21 protein-coding genes are annotated in these 18,082 nt (G+C 61.3%); 10 read left to right on the forward strand and 11 right to left on the reverse strand.

Annotation, left to right across the window (positions count from 1 at the left end):
• The first annotated feature begins 133 nt into the window (after positions 1-133).
• Positions 134-1,192: a diguanylate cyclase gene (locus JMV15_RS19155; protein ID WP_014719616.1), complete on the forward strand. Its 1,059-nt coding sequence runs from the start codon at positions 134-136 to the stop codon at positions 1,190-1,192.
• 263 nt (positions 1,193-1,455) lie between these two features.
• Positions 1,456-2,775: a methyl-accepting chemotaxis protein gene (locus JMV15_RS19160; protein ID WP_020303112.1), complete on the forward strand. Its 1,320-nt coding sequence runs from the start codon at positions 1,456-1,458 to the stop codon at positions 2,773-2,775.
• Between the two features lie 25 nt (positions 2,776-2,800).
• On the opposite strand, the gene JMV15_RS19165 is transcribed toward JMV15_RS19160, so the two are convergent.
• A complete protein-coding gene (locus JMV15_RS19165) occupies positions 2,801-3,685 on the reverse strand; it encodes a LysR family transcriptional regulator (RefSeq protein ID WP_014719618.1) in 885 nt (294 codons plus the stop codon).
• Positions 3,686-3,765: 80 nt separating this feature from the next.
• On the opposite strand from JMV15_RS19165, the gene JMV15_RS19170 reads away from it, so the two are divergent.
• Positions 3,766-4,473, forward strand: a complete 708-nt coding sequence (locus JMV15_RS19170) for a CTP synthase C-terminal region-related (seleno)protein (RefSeq protein ID WP_014719619.1) — start codon at positions 3,766-3,768, stop codon at positions 4,471-4,473.
• Positions 4,470-4,790, forward strand: a complete 321-nt coding sequence (locus tag JMV15_RS19175) for an antibiotic biosynthesis monooxygenase family protein (protein ID WP_014719620.1) — start codon at positions 4,470-4,472, stop codon at positions 4,788-4,790. Before JMV15_RS19170 ends, JMV15_RS19175 begins: the two co-directional genes overlap by 4 nt.
• A gap of 130 nt (positions 4,791-4,920) precedes the next feature.
• Here JMV15_RS19175 and JMV15_RS19180 read toward each other — a convergent pair whose 3' ends face one another.
• Positions 4,921-5,244, reverse strand: coding sequence for a DUF2025 family protein (locus tag JMV15_RS19180; RefSeq protein WP_014719621.1), 324 nt, complete (start codon positions 5,242-5,244; stop codon positions 4,921-4,923).
• Between the two features lie 232 nt (positions 5,245-5,476).
• Here JMV15_RS19180 and JMV15_RS19185 point away from each other — a divergent pair, with 232 nt between their 5' ends.
• The 3 genes from JMV15_RS19185 to JMV15_RS19195 all read left to right on the forward strand — a co-directional run bounded on the left by JMV15_RS19185 (position 5,477) and on the right by JMV15_RS19195 (position 8,169).
• Positions 5,477-6,604, forward strand: coding sequence for a glycerophosphodiester phosphodiesterase (locus tag JMV15_RS19185; RefSeq protein WP_014719622.1), 1,128 nt, complete (start codon positions 5,477-5,479; stop codon positions 6,602-6,604).
• 94 nt (positions 6,605-6,698) lie between these two features.
• Entirely contained in the window at positions 6,699-7,004 is a 306-nt protein-coding gene (locus tag JMV15_RS19190; protein ID WP_014719623.1) for a PepSY domain-containing protein, read from the forward strand.
• Between the two features lie 145 nt (positions 7,005-7,149).
• A complete protein-coding gene (locus tag JMV15_RS19195) occupies positions 7,150-8,169 on the forward strand; it encodes a transporter (RefSeq protein WP_014719624.1) in 1,020 nt (339 codons plus the stop codon).
• A gap of 290 nt (positions 8,170-8,459) precedes the next feature.
• Here the strand turns inward: JMV15_RS19195 and JMV15_RS19200 are convergent, their stop codons facing one another.
• Genes JMV15_RS19200 through JMV15_RS19210 form a run of 3 tightly spaced genes read right to left on the reverse strand, consistent with a single transcriptional unit; the run spans position 8,460 to position 11,124 of the window.
• Positions 8,460-9,434 carry a 5-oxoprolinase subunit C family protein gene (locus JMV15_RS19200; RefSeq protein ID WP_201491868.1) on the reverse strand — a complete coding sequence of 325 codons (975 nt, stop codon included), beginning with the start codon at positions 9,432-9,434 and terminating at the stop codon, positions 8,460-8,462.
• Positions 9,431-10,309 (reverse strand): 5-oxoprolinase subunit B family protein, encoded by an 879-nt coding sequence (locus tag JMV15_RS19205; protein ID WP_014719626.1) that lies wholly within the window; start codon positions 10,307-10,309, stop codon positions 9,431-9,433. The genes JMV15_RS19200 and JMV15_RS19205 overlap by 4 nt, the downstream gene beginning before the upstream one ends.
• 56 nt (positions 10,310-10,365) lie before the next feature.
• Entirely contained in the window at positions 10,366-11,124 is a 759-nt protein-coding gene (locus tag JMV15_RS19210; protein ID WP_014719627.1) for a 5-oxoprolinase subunit PxpA, read from the reverse strand.
• A 249-nt stretch (positions 11,125-11,373) separates the two neighbouring features.
• On the opposite strand from JMV15_RS19210, the gene JMV15_RS19215 reads away from it, so the two are divergent.
• A complete protein-coding gene (locus JMV15_RS19215) occupies positions 11,374-12,291 on the forward strand; it encodes a LysR family transcriptional regulator (protein ID WP_014719628.1) in 918 nt (305 codons plus the stop codon).
• Here JMV15_RS19215 and JMV15_RS19220 read toward each other — a convergent pair.
• A complete protein-coding gene (locus JMV15_RS19220) occupies positions 12,288-13,184 on the reverse strand; it encodes a LysR family transcriptional regulator (protein WP_014719629.1) in 897 nt (298 codons plus the stop codon). The genes JMV15_RS19215 and JMV15_RS19220 overlap by 4 nt on opposite strands.
• A gap of 106 nt (positions 13,185-13,290) precedes the next feature.
• On the opposite strand from JMV15_RS19220, the gene JMV15_RS19225 reads away from it, so the two are divergent.
• Positions 13,291-14,049, forward strand: coding sequence for an SDR family NAD(P)-dependent oxidoreductase (locus JMV15_RS19225; RefSeq protein ID WP_014719630.1), 759 nt, complete (start codon positions 13,291-13,293; stop codon positions 14,047-14,049).
• A gap of 11 nt (positions 14,050-14,060) precedes the next feature.
• Here JMV15_RS19225 and JMV15_RS19230 read toward each other — a convergent pair whose 3' ends face one another.
• On the reverse strand, positions 14,061-14,498 hold the full coding sequence (locus JMV15_RS19230) for a multidrug/biocide efflux PACE transporter (protein WP_014719631.1): 438 nt from the start codon (positions 14,496-14,498) through the stop codon (positions 14,061-14,063).
• Between the two features lie 88 nt (positions 14,499-14,586).
• Between JMV15_RS19230 and JMV15_RS19235 the strand changes: the two genes are divergently transcribed.
• Positions 14,587-15,441, forward strand: coding sequence for a LysR family transcriptional regulator (locus JMV15_RS19235; protein ID WP_014719632.1), 855 nt, complete (start codon positions 14,587-14,589; stop codon positions 15,439-15,441).
• Positions 15,442-15,550: 109 nt separating this feature from the next.
• Here JMV15_RS19235 and JMV15_RS19240 read toward each other — a convergent pair whose 3' ends face one another.
• From JMV15_RS19240 to JMV15_RS19255, 4 genes are read right to left on the reverse strand one after another with little or no spacing between them, the layout of a single operon-like run.
• Positions 15,551-16,762, reverse strand: a complete 1,212-nt coding sequence (locus tag JMV15_RS19240) for an RNA polymerase sigma factor (RefSeq protein WP_014719633.1) — start codon at positions 16,760-16,762, stop codon at positions 15,551-15,553.
• Entirely contained in the window at positions 16,759-17,235 is a 477-nt protein-coding gene (locus tag JMV15_RS19245) for an SRPBCC family protein (protein ID WP_019819312.1), read from the reverse strand. The genes JMV15_RS19240 and JMV15_RS19245 overlap by 4 nt, the downstream gene beginning before the upstream one ends.
• Before the next feature lie 25 nt (positions 17,236-17,260).
• Positions 17,261-17,614: a YciI family protein gene (locus JMV15_RS19250; protein ID WP_014719635.1), complete on the reverse strand. Its 354-nt coding sequence runs from the start codon at positions 17,612-17,614 to the stop codon at positions 17,261-17,263.
• Between the two features lie 42 nt (positions 17,615-17,656).
• On the reverse strand, positions 17,657-18,076 hold the full coding sequence (locus tag JMV15_RS19255; protein WP_019819316.1) for a YybH family protein: 420 nt from the start codon (positions 18,074-18,076) through the stop codon (positions 17,657-17,659).
• Positions 18,077-18,082: the final 6 nt, after the last annotated feature.

Consider the following 18,082-nt stretch of genomic DNA (forward strand, 5'->3'; position numbering starts at 1 on the left):
TTTGCGCAAATGGCCTGGAAGGACACTGATTAATCCCACAGGAATAATCGACAATCCACCTTTCTTATCCGACCACCGGCTCTGCCCGCTGACGCGTGCTGTTGCACCCGCAAAAAAGTTGACCCAGGACACTATGGAAAACAGACGAGGCAAAGGGCTTTCATTTGCCAGGCGTATCTACACGCCAAGGATTATCGGCCTGGGTATCGGTAGCATCAGCGTAATCGGGGCTTTGTATCCCTTGTCGATGCCCGGTTGGGTCTGGGCGTTGCTGCTGTTCAACGGCATTGCCTGGCCGCATGTGGCGTACCTGATTTCCACTCACTCGCCATTTCCCTACCAGGCCGAACAACGCAACCTGCTGTATGACTCAGTGCTGGGCGGATTCTGGGCCGCGGCCACTCAGTTTTCGCCACTGACAGCGGTGACTATTCTGTCGATGATGGCCATGAACAACGTCGCAGCCGGTGGCAAACGCCTGTTCCTGCGCGGGTTGCTGGCACAGGCGGCCGGTATCGCGGTGGCCTGGGGCCTGTTCGGCATCAAGTTCGACCCCAGCGTCAGCCTCACCGAGGTCTACACCTGCCTGCCGATGCTGACGCTCTACCCGATGGCCATCGGCATGGTCTGTTACCAGTTGGCGATCAAACTGTCGCAACACAAACGCGCCCTCAGCGCCCTGAGCCGCATCGACAGCCTCACCGGCCTGCTCAACCATGGTTCCTGGAAAGACCTGCTGAACCTCAAGTTTCACAAGTGCCAGCAGCAACACGGCCAAGCGACCATTGCTTTGATCGATATCGACCACTTCAAGCACATCAATGACATTCATGGCCACACCGTGGGTGACGCGGTGCTGCGCCAGTTGAGCCAAGCGCTGCGCGAACACTTGCGCGAAGAAGACCTGGCCGGCCGCTATGGCGGCGATGAGTTCTGTGTGATTCTTCCGAAAATGCCCCTGCAAGCCGCTGCGCAGGTAATGGAGCATCTACGCGAAACCTTCAGTCACTATCGGCATCCGCAAATCCCAGACCTGCGCGTCAGCCTGAGCATTGGCCTGGCGGATTTCCACCCGTCCTTCAAGGACGCGGTCATGTGGCTCGATGCTGCGGATCGCGCGTTGTACACCGCCAAAAACAGCGGCCGCAACCGCGTCAAGATCAGCGAATGCACGGTCGTTCATTCAGCCTGAGTTGTCTGATGACACCTCGTCCGAATCTTGCTCCGCCCACCTGCTGCAATAGCATAATGCCGCCATTGGTCGCCTGGCCAAAATAGTCCTGCCTGACGAGCGAACTTCCAGGCCGATTGATCACTCTGAGACCGTTGTTCTACCCCCCTCTGTCAGCACCAGGAAGCTGGCAATGAGCAAGTCAACCGTAAGGCCAGGGGCCCTACGGGGTCAGGCGCAAATACATGGACCCCGCATACGCTTGCATGCCCGAGCCCTCCACCATGCTATTTCACGCTCACAAGAAAACCATCAGTACCCTGCAACACAGCCTTGCCCAACAGACCAGCCTGCTGGACGCCATCGAGCGCTCCATGGCCGTGATCGAATTCGACCTGCAAGGTACCGTGCTGCGCGCCAATGACAACTTCTTCAAGACCATGGGCTACCGCGCCGAACAGATCCTGGGGCAGCCCCATCGGATGTTCTGTACCCCGGCGTTCGCCCGCAGCGCGGACTACAACCAGTTATGGACGCACCTGCGCAACGGCCAATTCCAGTCGGGCACCTTTGAACGAGTAGGCGGCAACGGCGCCTCGGTGTGGCTGGAAGCCAGCTATAACCCGGTACGGGATGAAGCGGGGAATGTAATCAAAGTGGTGAAATACGCCATGGACGTCACCCCGCGCCTGCAAGCCGAGAGCGAAGCCAACGCCAAGCTTGCAGCCATCGACCGCGCCATGGCGATGATCGAGTTCAACCTCGACGGCACCATCATCACCGCCAACGGCAATTTCCTGCAGCGCATGGGCTACAGCCTGGCGCAGATCCAGGGCAAGCATCACCGCCTGTTTTGCACGGCCGAACTGGCCAACAGTGCGGCCTACAGCGAGTTCTGGAAGCGCTTGAACCAGGGCGAGCTGTTCAATGGCCAGTTCGAGCGGGTGGATAAACACGGCCAGGTCGTGTGGCTGGAAGCCAACTACAACCCGGTCTACGACGCCAGCGGGCGCTTGTGCAAAGTGGTGAAGTTCGCCTCGGACGTCACCGCCCGCGTGCTACAGCATGCCGCTGACGCACAGAGCGCCGCCCAGGCTTATCACCTGTCGTTGAACACCCAGGAGATGGCGGAAAAAGGCGCTGAGGTGATTCAGAAGACCGCCAGCGGCATGCGTGAAATTGCCGTGGATATCGACACCTCTTCGCAACTGATCGCCAAGCTGGGCGAACGCTCGCAACAGATCACCGCCATCGTCAACACCATTCGCGGCATTGCCGACCAGACCAACCTGCTGGCCCTCAACGCCGCCATCGAAGCCGCCCGCGCCGGCGAGCAGGGACGTGGCTTTGCCGTGGTGGCCGATGAAGTGCGGCAACTGGCCGCGCGCACCAGCGGCTCCACCGCGGAAATCTCCGGCATGATCGCCATGATCCAGGACGAAACCCGCCAAGCCATCGACAGCATGGACGCCACCCGCGACCGCGCTGCCCAGGGTGTGGAACTGGCCAACCAGGCCGGCACGGTGATCCTGCAGATTCGCGAAGGTACCGGCGAGGCGGTACAAGCGGTAAGCGCGTTTGCCAATGAGCGGGGCAATCGCTGAACCCTTGGCGCTGGCTGTCTGAGGGTTAACTTCGCAGCCAGCGCACATGCCGCCCCAACTCATCAAACAGCGTCACCACCGAGCGCAACGCCCGACAATCAGGCCGCGTCAACAACCACAACGCCGTATCGTGCCCTGCCAGCGCAGGGCCCAGCGGTTGCACGCCATTCCCGACTAGAAAATCCGGCAGCGCCGCTACGCCCAACCCTGCGCGCACTAATTCGGCCACCGACTGCATGCTGTTGCACCGATAACGGAGACGCACGCCCGGCAAATACTCACGGCGCCAGGCGACGGTGGGGTGATCGGGTAAAAAATCGTCCGGCGCGATCCAGGCCAGATCGGCCCACTCATGGTCTGGGTGCAGGCGCGCATAGTCGGCACTGGCACACACCTGATACGCCACCGCCCCCAGGCAACGTCCGACAAGATGCTCCGGCGGCGCCGTGGTCAGGCGCAGGGCGATATCCGCATCGCGGCGGCTGAGGTTGGCGAAGTCATTGGAGGTGCTCAGTTCCAGGGTCAACGCCGGGTAGGCCGGCATGAACTGCGCGAGGGCCGGCAACAGCAAGCCTTGCAACACTGAGTCGGTGCAGGTCAGGCGCACGGTGCCGCTGATCACTTCACCGCCCTGTTCCACGCCAATGCGCGCCGCCTCCAGCGCCTGCTCGGCACGCTCGGCCTGTTGGGCCAGGTTGCTCGCCAGGCTGGTGGGCAAATAACCGGCACGGCTTTTTTCAAACAGGGTTTGACCCAGCGCCGCCTCCAGCCGCCGCACCGCACGGAACACCGTGGACACATCGACCCGCAGCAGCGCCGCCGCCCGTGCCAGGGTACCGCCGCGCACCAGGGCCAGGACCAATGACAGGTCGGCGTAGTCGATTTGATAGTGCGTAGCTGCATTGAACATATGGGCAAACGCCAATATTGATTGCGTGAGCGCCAATCTATAGTGGGTATCAACCCACCACAAGCCATGGGACGTACACGATGCCAACCCCCGCGCTGCACCTTGCCCTGATCGGTGACTACAACCCTGATGTGACCGCCCACCAAGCCATTCCCATGGCCCTGCAACAGGCCGCCGACGCTCTGGGCCTGAGCGTCCACGTGCAATGGCTGGCCACCGACACCCTTACCTCCACTTCTGCCCTGAGCGACTTCGACGGCTTCTGGTGCGTGCCCGGCAGCCCCTATCGCGACGTCGACGGCGCCCTGCGCGCGATACGTTTTGCCCGCGAACAAGGTCGCCCTTTCCTCGGTACCTGCGGCGGTTTTCAACATGCCGTGCTGGAATATGCCCGCCATGTGCTCGGCTGGGCCGATGCCCAGCACGGCGAATTAATGCCCGATGCTGAGCGCGCCGTCATCACGCCGCTGGACTGCTCCCTGGTGGAAGTGAACGACACCGTGCGCCTGGCCGCGTACACGCGCATTGCCCAGGCCTACGGCAGCCTGGACATCCACGAGGGTTACCGTTGCCGCTACGGCATCAACCCCACCTTTGCCGACGCCCTGCTGGACGCCAACCTGATTCCCACCGGCCACGATTCGGCGGGCGATCTGCGCGCGGTGGAACTGCTCGACCACCCGTTCTTCGTCGCCACCCTGTTCCAGCCCGAACGCGCCGCACTCAAGGGCATCACGCCGCCGCTGGTGATTGCGCTGCTCAAGGCCTGCCAGGAGGTATCGGCATGATTGCCAAAACACCCGCCCCACCTTATTACGCGGTAATTTTCAGCTCGCTGCGCACCGACGCCGACCGGGGTTATGGCGAGGCCGCCACGCGCATGCTGGAACTGGCCAGGCAACAACCGGGGTTTCTTGGGGTGGAATCGGCGCGGGAGGATGGGCTGGGGATCACCGTGTCCTACTGGGCCAGCGAGGCGTCCATCCTGGCCTGGAAACAGCAGGCCGAGCATCGGCAGGTGCGTGAGCAAGGGCGGGCCACTTGGTATGCGGCGTTTCACACGCGGGTGTGCAAGGTAGAGCGGGCCTACGCCTTCTCCACTTGAAACACCGAACCCGGTGGGAGCTGGCTTGCCTGCGATGCAGACACCTCGGTGATGCAGTGAAACCGCAGTGAGACTATCGCAGGCAAGCCACCTCCCACATTTGCTCGTCATCGTTAGCAATCGCGGACGCTCAGCTCACCAAACTGCGCAACGCGCTGATCTGCGGGATCTCTACCCGGCGCATATACACACGCAGCGGCTCGGTGATGTTGATGCGCTCGTCGATATTCTGGTCGAGCAACAACTGCAGGCGCGCTCGGCACAGGGTCATGGTGTGGTCGGCGGCCGGCAGCCAGACGAACTCGGCCGTGGGGATGATGCCGTCATCGGCCACGTCCATGCCGAATGAGTCTTCGCTGAATCGTACGATGTACTGGCCGGTCTTGCGGTTGAGGCCGACAAAACCCTGGAGTTGGTCGGCGGCCTGGCAGATAAGCTCGGAAGTGATGCGCATGGTAAACCTCACTGAAAAGTCCCACAGGGACTGGAAAGATGGTTTACACGCGTGGCAGAAAATACCGCCCTCTGGCGGGGCAGCTACCCGTAAGAATACTGCAACACCCTGCAAAAAAGTCGACAAAATTGGCCGGTGCGCACGTTAATGTCGGTTTGGTGATAGCGCCGTTCGCAATCAATTGTTAAAAAGGACACCTTCTCAAAGTTACCTCCACGAAAGGACTTCGCATATGCCTGTCACGTTTTCCAAAAGCGCCTTGCTGCTGGCGTTGATGCTCGGCCTTGGCCAGGCACAGGCTGCCGAGCCGGTCAGCCCGGCCGAATTGGCGACAAACGAAGGCATTCCCTACCCTGCCGTGATCGCTCACCGTGGTGCTTCCTACGATGCGCCTGAATCCACCGCCGCTGCCTACAAGGTTGCACGCGACCTGGGCGCCGACTACCTGGAACTGGACCTGCAACGTAGCAAGGACGGCGTGCTGTTCGCCCTGCACGACAACAACCTGCAGCGCACCACCGACGTCGCCACCAAGTTTCCCGAGCGCAAAGACGCACCCGCCAACGAGTTCACTTGGAAAGAGCTGCAAACCCTCGACGCCGGCAGCTGGTTCAACGCCGCCTACCCGGACCGCGCGCGCCCTGGTTTCGTTGGCCTGAAAATCCTGAGCCTGGACGACATCATCAAGATCGCCGAAGGCAACCCCTCGCACAAACCCGGCCTGTACATCGAGACCAAGGAGCCCAAGCAGTTCCCCGGTATCGAAGCCGACCTGAAAAACAAGCTGCTCGACAAAGGCTGGCTGAGCTCCGCCGGCTCCAAACTGGGCAAGAGCAATACCGGTGTCGGCCAAGGCAAGGGCCGCGTGGTGCTGCAAACCTTCGAAACCGCCAGCCTCAAAGAGCTGCAGAAGGAAATGCCCAACACTCCGAAAATCCTGCTGTTGTGGGTGGGTGAAGGCAGCATCGAGCCCAAATCCAAAGTGACCTTCGCCGAGTCTGGCGAATCCACCAAGGCCGCCTACTACGCCAAGCAAGAGCCTAAAGACGCTGCCGAATTCGAAAAATGGGTTGATGAAGCCAAAAGCCTCGGCGCCATCGGCACCGGCCCGTCGGCCGAGCTGACCGACCACGGCGACCAGAGCTACACCGACCTGGTGAAGCCTGAAATGAACAAGCTGACCCACGACAAGGGCCTGCTGGTGCATGTGTATACGGTGGATGAGCCGGTGGACTTCGAGAAAGTGATGAAGGCCGGCGTCGATGGCATTTTCACCAACCGCGCCGCCGAGCTGTTGAAGTTCTACAAGCGCTGGCCGTCGTCCAGCGTGCAAGACCTGCTCAACGACCATAAGTACTAAAAGCGTTAGTGTCAGTGAGCCATTAAGGATGAGTTAAGTTGCGCCGGTTAATCTGGCGCCACTTAAACAGCTCAACCTAAGAAGGACACACACCATGAAAACCTTGACTGCCCTGTTCGCTGCTACTGCCCTGACCTTGACTGCCGGCCTGGCCCAGGCTGATGTCCGTCCGGACCAGATTCCTAGCCTGCTCAAGTCCGGTGAAGTGATGGCGTTCGAAAAGCTTAACGCCGCCGCCGTCGCCCAACATGCCGGCGCGACCATCAACGATACCGAGTTGGATCACGAAGCTGGCAAGCTGGTCTACGAAGTGGACCTGACCGACACCACCGGCAAGAAATGGGATGTGAAGCTCGACGCCAAGACCGGTGCCGTGCTGGAAAACAAGCAAGACACCTGAGTTGAACCTTGAAAAAACGCGCCACCTTCGGGTGGCGCGTTTTTTTATGCGCGCCTCAAACGGTCACATAACCGTCATACCGCCTTGCAATGATTCGCTCAGGAACCTGTGAAACGTCCTACAGGCCCTTTCTCTGCGAGTCGCCATGAACCACAGCATCGACCACGGCCATCAAGATTCCGATCTGTTTGGCCTGCTTTACGGTTTTCGTTTTCGCCCCGGCGAGAAAGGCCAACAAATTGATTCCGCCACCGCCCTCGCCGCCTTACAGCACCCGCCAGACCCGGACGAATTCCTGTGGCTGCACCTGAACCTGGCGCACGCCGCCTGCGAGCGCTGGATGCAGGCGCATTTGTCGCTGCCGGAAGAGTTTTTTGAAGCCTTGCATGAGGGCTCACGCTCCACGCGCATCGAGCATGTGGACTCGGCCTTGTTGGCAGTGGTCAACGATGTGGTGTTCAACTTCAGCAGCATGGTGTCGTCGGATATTTCCACGCTATGGGTGTGCGCTCGCAGCCGCTTGCTGGTGAGCGCGCGCCTGCAGCCTTTGCACTCGGTGGATAAATTGCGCTCGTCGGTGAAGGCCGGCGAACACTTTCGCTCCCCCTTGGAGCTGTTGGTACACCTGCTGCGCGACCAGGGCGAAGTGCTGACGCAGATCGTGCGCAAGACCAGTATCAGCGTCGACCATATCGAAGATCAGCTGTTGTCTTCGCGCCTGTCCACCAACCGCGCCGAACTGGGTGCCGCCCGCCGCGTGCTGGTGCGCCTGCAACGCCTGCTGGCGCTGGAACCGGGCTCGCTGCTGCGCCTGCTCAATCGCCCGCCGCAATGGCTGCAAAAGGAAGACGTGAAGGAGTTACGCAAATCCACCGAGGAGTTTGCGCTGATCATCAACGACCTGACCGCCTTGGGCGAACGCATCAAGCTGTTGCAGGAAGAGATCGCCGCCAACCTCAATGAACAGAGCAACCGCACGCTGTTTACCCTCACGGTGGTGACGGTGCTGGCGCTGCCGATCAATATCATTGCCGGCTTTTTTGGCATGAATGTGGGTGGGGTGCCGCTTTCCCAGGATCCGGAAGGCTTCTGGATACTGGTGGCCTTGGTCGCAACCTTCACCCTGATCGCTGGACGGTGGGCATTCCGCAAATTCTCAAATTGAAATAAGCCCAAAGGTGGGAACTGGCTTGCCTGCGATTGCGGTGTATCAGCCAAGACAATGCAAGCTGACCCACCGCTATCGCAGGCAAGCCAGCTCCCACAGGGTTTTGCGTTTATTCAGTGTTTGAAGCGTCCAGCCACTGATCGCCGGGCATTGCGCACATTCTCAAATTGAAATGAGCCCAACTGTGGGAGCTGGCTTGCCTGCGATTGCGGTGTATCAGCCAACACAATGCAAGCTGGCCCACCGCTATCGCAGGCAAGCCAGCTCCCACAGCAGTTTGCGTTTATTCAGTGATTGAAGAGTCCCGTCATCGCTTTGAGGCGCTTCTTGTACACCCGCCGCGCCTCCAAAGTCTCCTCGAGGCTCACCGCCACAAACCCCGCTCGCTGGTTGGGCTGCATCTGCCCGATCAAGTCCAGGTCGGCGCTGATCACCGTGCCAATCATCGCGTAGCCACCGCCCGACACCGCATCGCGGTGCAACACAATCGGCTCCAGCCCCGCCGGTACTTGAATCGAGCCAATCGGGTAGCAACTGTCCACGATGTTGGAAGGATCGGAGCCCGCGCCAAACGGCTGTTCCCGTGGCTGGAAGCTCAACGCGCTGCCGCCCTTGAAGCGGTAGCCGATGCGATCGGCCTCGGAGCCCACCGTCCACGGCTCGGCAAAAAAGCTGCTTTTGGCCTCGTCAGTCAAGCGCTCGTAATACAGCCCCGGCACTACCCGCAACGTCACATCGCCGCCGACCGAACGCCGCAACGCCATCGGCAAGCTGTTGCCCGCACGCCCCATACCGCTGGCGGTACCGATCGGCAATTGATCGCCCTCCTGCAAGCGTCGGCCGTTAAACCCGCCGAGGGCGCCGAGTGTGTAGGTGGAGCGGCTGCCGAGCACCAACGGCACGTCGATACCGCCGGCGACGGCGAGGTAGGTGCGTGCGCCGGCCTTGGGAAACTCGAACCGCAGCACCTGCCCGGCGCGCACGGCAAAGGCGGTGTCCTGGTGCACCACTTCACCGTCCAGGCGCGGCGACATCAAGGCGCCGCTCAAGGCCACCAGCGCGTCCTGCTGGAACTCCAGCTCCGGCCCGATCAGCGTGCATTCCAGGCCCGCCGCGCCCACAGGATTGCCCACCAGGTGGTTGGCCGCACTCAACGCGTATTGGTCCAGCGCCCCCGACGGCGGGATGCCCAAGTGGTAATAACCTTCGCGGCCCAGGTCCTGCACGGAGGTGGCGAGGCCAGGTTTGAGGACCTTGATCATGCCAGCGCCTCCTGCAGGGTTTTCGGGTAGCCGATGGGGTCAGCAAGAAAGGCATCCAGGGAAAACTCCACCGGGCGGATGCGCAAGTCGAAACGACCGGCGTCCACCTCGGCGACCGCCAGGTCATAAGCCTCGCGGTCCATCGGCTTGAACTGCACGATATCGCCAGGGCGGAAGAACACCATGTGCTCCTTGAGGTACGCCAACTGCTGCGCCGGGTCGTAGATCGGTGCCGGGGTAACGCCGAACATCTGGTAACCGCCCGCGCCACGCACCGAGTAGATACAGCCAAAGCAGCCGCCATGGCCCAGGGTCAGTTTCGGCGTGTCGGTGCGTGGGCGCAGGTATTTGGGCACCTGCAATTGCCGCTCGCGTTCGACCATCTGGAACATGAACGGCAAGCCCGCGACAAAGCCGACCATCGACACAAACCACGGCGCGCCACTGTGGGCGGCGATGAACGCGTCCACGTCGGCCAGGCCATTGATGCGTGCCGCGTATTCCAGGTCTGTGCCGCTGGGGTCTTGGTGGCGGTCACGAAAACGCATCAGGGTTTCGTGGGTCCAGGGGTCGTTATAGAGCACCGGGATTTCGATGATGCGCGTGCGCAAGGTGCGTTCGGCCACGGCCTGGGCTTCGGCGCTTTGCACGGCGTCGAGCAGCGCCTGAGGGGCGATGCGGTCAGGGTCGAAGCGAATCTGGAACGATGCGTTGGCCAGGCAGACATCCAATACGCCTTCCAGTGCCAGGCGCTCCACGGCGCGGGTCACCGCCATGCCCTTGAAAAAAGCCTCCAGGGACATGCTGTTGCTGACCTCGGCAAACAGGTGTTCATCACCGCCGAAGCTGTAGCGGATGGGGGACGTTTCAGCCATGTCTGTTCCTCTTGGAATCATTGTAGAAAGGCAGGCAAAAAAGTAAGGGGGGGATCTTATCGGGGTGTTCTGACGTCGATACCCGCCTGGTCCAGGGCTTCACGGGTGGCCCCCACCAGCTCCAGGGCGCCAGGGGTGTCGCTGTGCAGGCAGATGGAATCGAATTCGATCGCCAGGTCTTCGCCTTCGACGGTACGTACCAGGCCGGTCTGACACGCACGCAAGACGCGCGCGGCCACTGTGGCGGGGTCCAGCGCCCGCACATTGCGGGTAAACACGATGGAGCCGCTGAGGTCGTATTCACGGTCGGCATAGAACTCGCGCACCACCGGCTGCCCCAGTTCCTTGGCAATGCGCCAGATCACCGAGTTGGGCATGCAGTACAGCATCAGCGTGGGCTCGATGATTTGCAGGTTTTGCACCAACAGCCGGGCGGCCTCTTCATCGCGGGCCAGGTGCATGTAGAGCGCGCCGTGAGGCTTGATGTGTTGCAGGCTCATGCCTTGGGCACGGGCTATTTCGCGCAGGGCACCGAGCTGGTAGAGCATGTCGTCCACCAGTTCCTGGGCCGGTGCGTTGATATGCCGACGACCGAAACCCACCAGGTCACGAAAGCCTGGGTGTGCGCCGATGGCCACACCCCGTTGCTTGGCGCGCTCGACGGTGCGGCGCATGGTGCCTGGGTCGCCGGCGTGAAAGCCGGTGGCGATATTGGCCGAGCTGATATAGGCCATCAGCTCTGCGTCGACGCCGTCGCCGATGGTCCAGGGGCCAAAGCCTTCGCCCATGTCTGAATTGAAATCCACTGCCTGCATCAAGGTCGCTCCGCCAAAGGTGATGCCCGCAAAGTAGGCCGTGGCTTGACCCCTTGGGAAGATCTATTATCAGATGGCCCATCTTCTGAAAATCAGATAGCTTTTTATCCTCGACCCCCGATCGTTCCCACGCTCTGCGTGGGAATGCAGCCATGGACGCTCTGCGTCCGCACTTGAGACCGTGACGCGCAGCGTCACAAGAGGCATTCCCACGCAGAGCGTGGGAACGATCAATAAGCAGAGTGCGATATGTCTTTAACCTTGCGCCAGGTTCGCTATTTCGTCGCCACTGCGGAAATCGGCCAGATTTCCCAGGCAGCAATTCACCTGAATATTTCCCAATCGGCGGTGACCACAGCGATCAAGGAGCTGGAAGCCATGCTCGGCGTGCAGTTGTTCGTGCGCTCGGCCCAAGGCATGAACCTCACCGATGCCGGGCGGCATTTTCTCAACCGTGCCTATGTGATTGTGCGCAGCGTGGAGGATGCCCTCAACAGCCCGTTGCCGGACTACCGCGCCAGCGGCGTGCTGCGGGTGGCGGCCAGCTACACCGTGCTGGGTTATTTCCTGCCGCACCATTTACAGCGCATGGAGCATTGGCATCCGGACGTGACCATCGAGGTGTTCGAACAGGAGCGCCAGGCCATCGAACAGGGCCTGCTCGACGGCCAGTTCGACATGGCTGTGGTGCTCACTGCCAACCTCACCCACGCGGATATCGTCTCGGAAATTCTATTCAACTCCGAACGCCGCCTGTGGCTGCCCAGCCATCACCCATTGTGCGAACGCGGTGCCGTGAGCCTGGCCGACGTGGCCCAAGAACCCTACATCTTGCTCACCGTCGATGAAGCCGAACACAGCGCCATGCGCTACTGGGAACAGGCCGGGCAAACGCCCAAGGTGCGGCTGCGCACCAGCTCGGTGGAGGCGGTGCGCAGCATGGTTGCCAATGGCAGCGGCGTGGCGATCCTGTCAGACCTGGTGCACCGGCCCTGGTCCCTGGAAGGCAAACGCATCGAAACCCTGACCGTGACCGACCCGGTCACACCCATGAGCGTCGGCCTGGCCTGGCACCGCGAGCGCGCGTTTACCCCCGCGATGCAAGCGTTCCGGGATTACTTCCACGACGCGTTCCTGGCGCCCCAGCAGTTGTCGGCACGCCGTTAAAGATGAGCTTGCAGGATGGCGGTCAACCAGTCCATGAACACCCGCACCCGCAACGGCAGATGCCGCTGGCCGGCGTACAGCAACGACACATCCAAGGGCGGCGCCTGGTAGTCGGGCAGCACCGCCACCAACTCGCCGCTGGCCAACAAGTCGTGTATCCCGAGTTGCGGCACCTGGGTAATGCCAAACCCGCCCAGGCACGCCGATTGATAGGCGTCGGTGCTGTTGACCGTCACCCGGCCTGCCATCGGCAACCGCTGCACCTTGTTGCCCACCAGGTATTCGAACCCGGCCGAGCGTGCGCCCAGCGGCCGCACGTAATGCACCAACTGATGATGCGCCAGGTCTGCCAGGGTGTCGGGCACGCCATACCGTTGCAGGTACGCCGCGCTCGCGCAGTTGACCATCGGCATGCTGCACACCCGCCGCGCTACCACAGTTTGATCGGGCTGGGCGCCGACGCGCACCACGCAATCAAAACCTTCGGCGATCAGGTCCACCTGGCGGTCCGAACAGCTGATTTCCATGTCGATCAGCGGATGGCGCGCCATGAACGTGGGCAAGTTCGGCAAGATCACGCCCCGCGCCATGACATTGGGCATGTCCACCCGTATGCGTCCGGCCAATTGGGTTTCGTCCTGACGGAACAAACCTTCCAACTCTTCCATGTGCGCCAGCAGATCCTTGCTGCGCTCATACAACACACGACCATCCTGGGTCGCCTGCACCTTGCGCGTGGTGCGTTGCAACAGCCGAGCGCCGAGCAACTCCTCCAACGCCTGCACATGCTCGGAGACCGTAGAGCGCGGCAAGCCCAGGCTTTGGCCGGCCTGGGTAAAGCTCGACAACTCAGTAACGCGTACGAAGGTGCGCAGCAGCTCAAGCTTGTTCATTAGATTGTTCGCCTTATCCGGCCAGTGATTTCGATATCAGCCTGTTTATCACGTTATGGCCGGACAAATACACTCAGTCCCACTCACCCCATTCGAGGACTGCACCATGACCCGTAAAATCGCACTCATCACTGGCGCTAGCCGTGGCCTGGGCAAAAGCGCCGCCCTGCACCTGGCTGCGCAAGGCATCGACATCATCGGCACTTACCACAGCGCAGCGGCCGAAGCCCAAGCCGTGGTTGCCCAGGTAGAGGCCTTGGGCGGTCGCGCCGCCATGCTGCAACTGGACGTCAGCCAGAGCGCAACCTTCGATGCATTCGTTGGCCAGATCGGCACACTGCTCAAGGATGTGTTCGCCCAGGAGCATTTCAACTTCCTGATCAACAACGCCGGGGTTGGCACCTACGCAAGCTTTGCCGAAACCACCGAAGCCCAGTTCGACCAGTTGGTGGCGATCCATGTGAAGGCACCGTTTTTCCTCACGCAGAAACTGCTGCCGCTGATCAGCGATGGCGGGCGCATCATCAATATCTCCAGCGGCCTGGCGCGCTTCAGCCTGCCGGGGTATGCCGCCTACGCATCTATGAAAGGCGCGGTGGAAGTCTTGTCGCGCTACCAGGCTAAAGAACTGGGCCCACGGGGTATTACCGTGAACACCCTGGCACCGGGCGCGATTGCCACCGACTTCGGCGGCGGCGCGGTGCGCGATAACACCGATGTGAATGCGATGGTTGCCAATAACACCGCCCTGGGCCGCGTAGGCTTGCCGGACGACATTGGCGGGGCGATTTCGACCTTGCTGGCCGATGGCAGTCATTGGATCACCGGCCAGCGGATCGAGGCGTCGGGCGGGATGTTCCTATAAGCGACGCACGCCTACGGGGTAACTGGGGTTTTACCGGCGAATTTCTCGCGCAGCACGTCATAACCCCAGTGGTACACGTAGGTGTACGGCAGGAAGAACAACAACACGCCAATGTCGAGGATGAAGGCTTCCAACAGGCTGATCTTCATCAAGGCGGCAATCAACGGCACTGCCAAGAGGATCAGGCCGCCTTCAAACAGCAGCGCATGCAGCACACGGGTCCAACCACCGTTGGCCAGTTGCAGGCGATTTTTAAGGCGGTCGAACAGGCTGTTGAACACCACGTTCCAGCTCAGTGCCAACAGGCTGATGCCCAGGGTCACTGCGCCCATCTCCAGCGCTGGCCGGCCGGTGATCCACACCAACAGCGGCGTGCAAATCAATAAGGCCAACCCCTCGAAACCAAGGGCTTGAAAAACGCGTTCAGTAAGGGATTTGGTAGGGGTCATGGCCCGGCTCCGTGAGTGACGATGGTTGCCATGATCAGGCTTTGTCTCGATACTTCATAACCAATAACCATCGATCAAGGCGATAGTCATGGCCTCCCATGAAGTGCTTCAGGCGTTTGTCCAGGCTGCCACCCAAGGCTCGTTTTCCGCGGCGGCGCGCAAGCTGGGCAAAAGCCAGTCCACCGTGAGCGCGGCAGTGGCCAGCCTTGAGATTGACCTGAACGTGGTGCTGTTTGACCGCAGCAGCCGCAAGCCGACCCTCACACCGGCGGGGCAAGTGTTGCTGCAACGGGCTGAGCAAGTGCTGGAAGCCAGTAGCCGCCTGGAGCTGGCAGCCAGTCAGTTATCGCAAGGCCTGGAGCCGAAGTTGAGTCTCGCCATGTCCGATACTTACCAATCCGATCGATTCGAGGTCGCTCTCAGCGCCTTCGAACAACGCTACCCAGACCTTGAGCTGGAATGCCTGATCGCGGAATGCGAAGACTTGATCGCACTGGTGCAAAGTGGCCGGGCGCAGATCGCGTTTATCGAGAAACAAGAAGCCTACCCGCCGGACCTGACGTTCTCCCCCGTGGAAGAGCGCACGGAGATCGCGCTGTTTGTCTCGCCTGGACACCCATTGGCGAACCTGGACAAGGTTCACCCGCACACCTTGCAACAACACCGGGAGTTGCGTTTGGCGAGCATCATCAGCCCCAATGAAAACCGCGGCACGCAGCGAGTATGGTCGGCGCCGAGTTACCTGATGCTGATGGAAATGGCACAGCTGGGTTTTGGTTGGGCACCGATACCGCGCTGGCTGGTGGAGCGTTTTGGCGGCAACCAGTTGGTTGAACTCAAGGTGCGCAGTTGGCCGCGTTCGGTGGCGGTGGATGCGCTGTGGTCCCGGCACCAGCCGCCGGGGCCTGCGGGGAGCTGGTTGCTGGGCAAGATGCTGGAGTGAACGCAGTGCAATGTAGAGGGGGCCGTTAGAGAGACGTTGGCTGTCAGGCCGTCATCGCAGGCAAGCCAGCGCCCACATTGGATCGCGGGGCGTCATAACATCGTGTTGGCTATTTGAGTTCGGCGAGGCGTCGCGTGATGAAGCGTTTTTCTGGCGCCTGTTGCGTCAGCGACAGCGCTTTTTCGTACGCGCTGCGAGCTTCGTCAAACCGCCCCAACTGCCGGCAAAATTCCCCACGCGCCGAATGCGCCAAGTGATAGTCCTGCAACTCACCGCGCTGCAAAAGGTTGTCTACCAGCGCCAGCCCCGCCAAAGGCCCCTGCTCCATCGCCACCGCTACCGCACGGTTCAACTCGATCACCGGCGACGGCACAGACCTGAGCAATACATCATAGAGCCCGACAATCTGCCGCCAATCGGTTTCCCCTGCGCTGGGCGCCTCGGCGTGCACGGCGGCAATCGCAGCCTGCAAGCAATACGGCCCGAAGCGTGGCGTCATCAGCGCCTGCTCCACCAATGCGCAGCCTTCAGCGATCAAGGCCCTGTCCCAAAGCGTACGATCCTGAGCGTCCAACAGCACCAGTTCGCCGCTGGCAGAAGTGCGGGCAGGCCGACGCGACTCGTGCAGCAACATTAACGCCAGCAAGCCCATGACTTCCGGCTCGGGCAGCAACTCCAGCAGCAAACGCCCCAGGCGAATGGCCTCCAAGGTCAGGTCCTCGCGGGTGAGGTCGGCACCCGCTGAGGCCGAATAGCCCTCGTTGAACACCAGGTAAATCACCCGCAGCACACTGTCCAATCGTTCGGGCAATTCGGCGCGGGACGGCACTTGATAGGGAATTCTCGCCTCACGGATCTTGCCCTTGGCGCGCACGATGCGTTGGGCAATGGTGGTGGGCGTGGCTAGAAAAGCGTGAGCGATGGCCTCGGTGCTCAGGTCGCAGATCTCGCGCAAGGTCAGCGCAACCTGGGCATCGGCTGCCAACGCTGGGTGGCAGCAAGTGAACATCAGGCGCAGGCGGTCGTCTTCCACGTCTTCATCACTCCAAGGCGCGGCCTCCAACGCCTCGGCCTGCTCTTCCAATAACGGGGTAAAACGCGACTGCCGACGCAGGCGGTCGATGGCTTTGAAGCGACCGGTGGACACCAGCCACGCCCGTGGATTATCCGGCACGCCATCCTCGGGCCAGCGCTGCAGGGCGACGAAAAATGCTTCGTGCAGCGCCTCCTCGGCCAGGTCGAAATCCCCTAGCACACGAATCAACGTCGCGAGCACGCGGCGTGATTCGCGGCGGTAAATAGCGTCGATCTGCTGGGTCAATCGACCATGTCCTCGGTCACCAACTTCACCAGGCGGTCCAGGCTCTGGCCCCAGCCGTCATGAAAGCCCATGGCTTCGTGGGCCTGCTTGTCCTCGGCACTCCAGTGCATGGCGCGGGCGGTATAGAGGGTCTTTTCGCCGACCTCCTCAAAGGTGACTTCGGCGCTCATGAACGGCTTGCCCGAAGGCACCCAACCCGGCATGAACGCGTCGGTAAACACCAGGCGGTTGGGCGCGTCGATCTCCAGGAACACGCCTTGGGTCGGGTACTCGCTGCCATCCGGGGCGCGCATCAAGGTGCGGAACAAGCCGCCGACCCACAGGTTCATCTCGCATTCAGGGGTGGTCATGCCGTGGGGGCCCCACCATTGTTGCAGCAGGGTTGGCTCGGTCCAGGCGCGAAACACCCGGCGGCGCGGCGCATCGATCAAGCGGCTGATGGACAGTTCAAATTCGGCGGGTTGAATGTTCACGGGGCAACCTCCTCAAGTCTTTTGATTATTGTGTTGAGAGATTCAATTGGCGCACGGGGCGCACTTCCACACTGCCGACCCGGGCTGCCGGAATGCCGCCAGCCACCTGGAGCGCTTCATTGAGGTCCTTGGCGTCGATCAGGTAGAACCCGGCGAGCTGCTCCTTGGTTTCGGCAAAAGGCCCGTCGGTGATCGACAGCTTGCCGTTGCGCATGCGCACGGTGGTGGCGGTGGTCACTGACTCCAGCGGCTCGGCGGCCAGCATGCGCCCGCTGGCCTGGATGGACTCGGCGTAGGCCAGACATTCCGAGTCGTGGGGGCTGTCGGGCGAGGTGTGCAACGCCTGTTCGTCGCTGTAGATCAAGCACAGGTATTTCATGGCGTTCTCCGTTTTCGGACTACTGACTATAGTTCGCAGTGCTCAAGGTTTCAGGTCGAACAACGCCGTGCCGCTTTGCATATCAAACGGTGCCGACCAGTGCTCGTGCACCACCTTCCATTGGCCATCGATACGCTGGTAGCCGGCAGTCACGCGCATCCAGCAGGCCTTTACCTCGCCGTCCGGCCCGGCGCCGCCGCAGTGGGCCAGCCAGTGGGCGAATGCGCTGTCTGGCGCATCGACGACATGCAATTCATGAAACTCGAAGATGCCGGGGCCGGGGCAGTGCTCCATGCACGCCTCCCAATGCGCGCGGTAGGCCGCCTTGCCCTTGAATTGCAGAGCGGTTACGGCGTCGAACGAGACGATATCGTCGGCGTAAAAGCTGACAATTTTGTCGATATCGCGACTGACGACGGCGTCTTTCCATTGCTCGATCAGGCGCTTGATTGCAGTGCTCATGGCGAT

This window comes from Pseudomonas paracarnis (assembly GCF_904063055.1).
Lineage (GTDB): Bacteria > Pseudomonadota > Gammaproteobacteria > Pseudomonadales > Pseudomonadaceae > Aquipseudomonas > Aquipseudomonas paracarnis.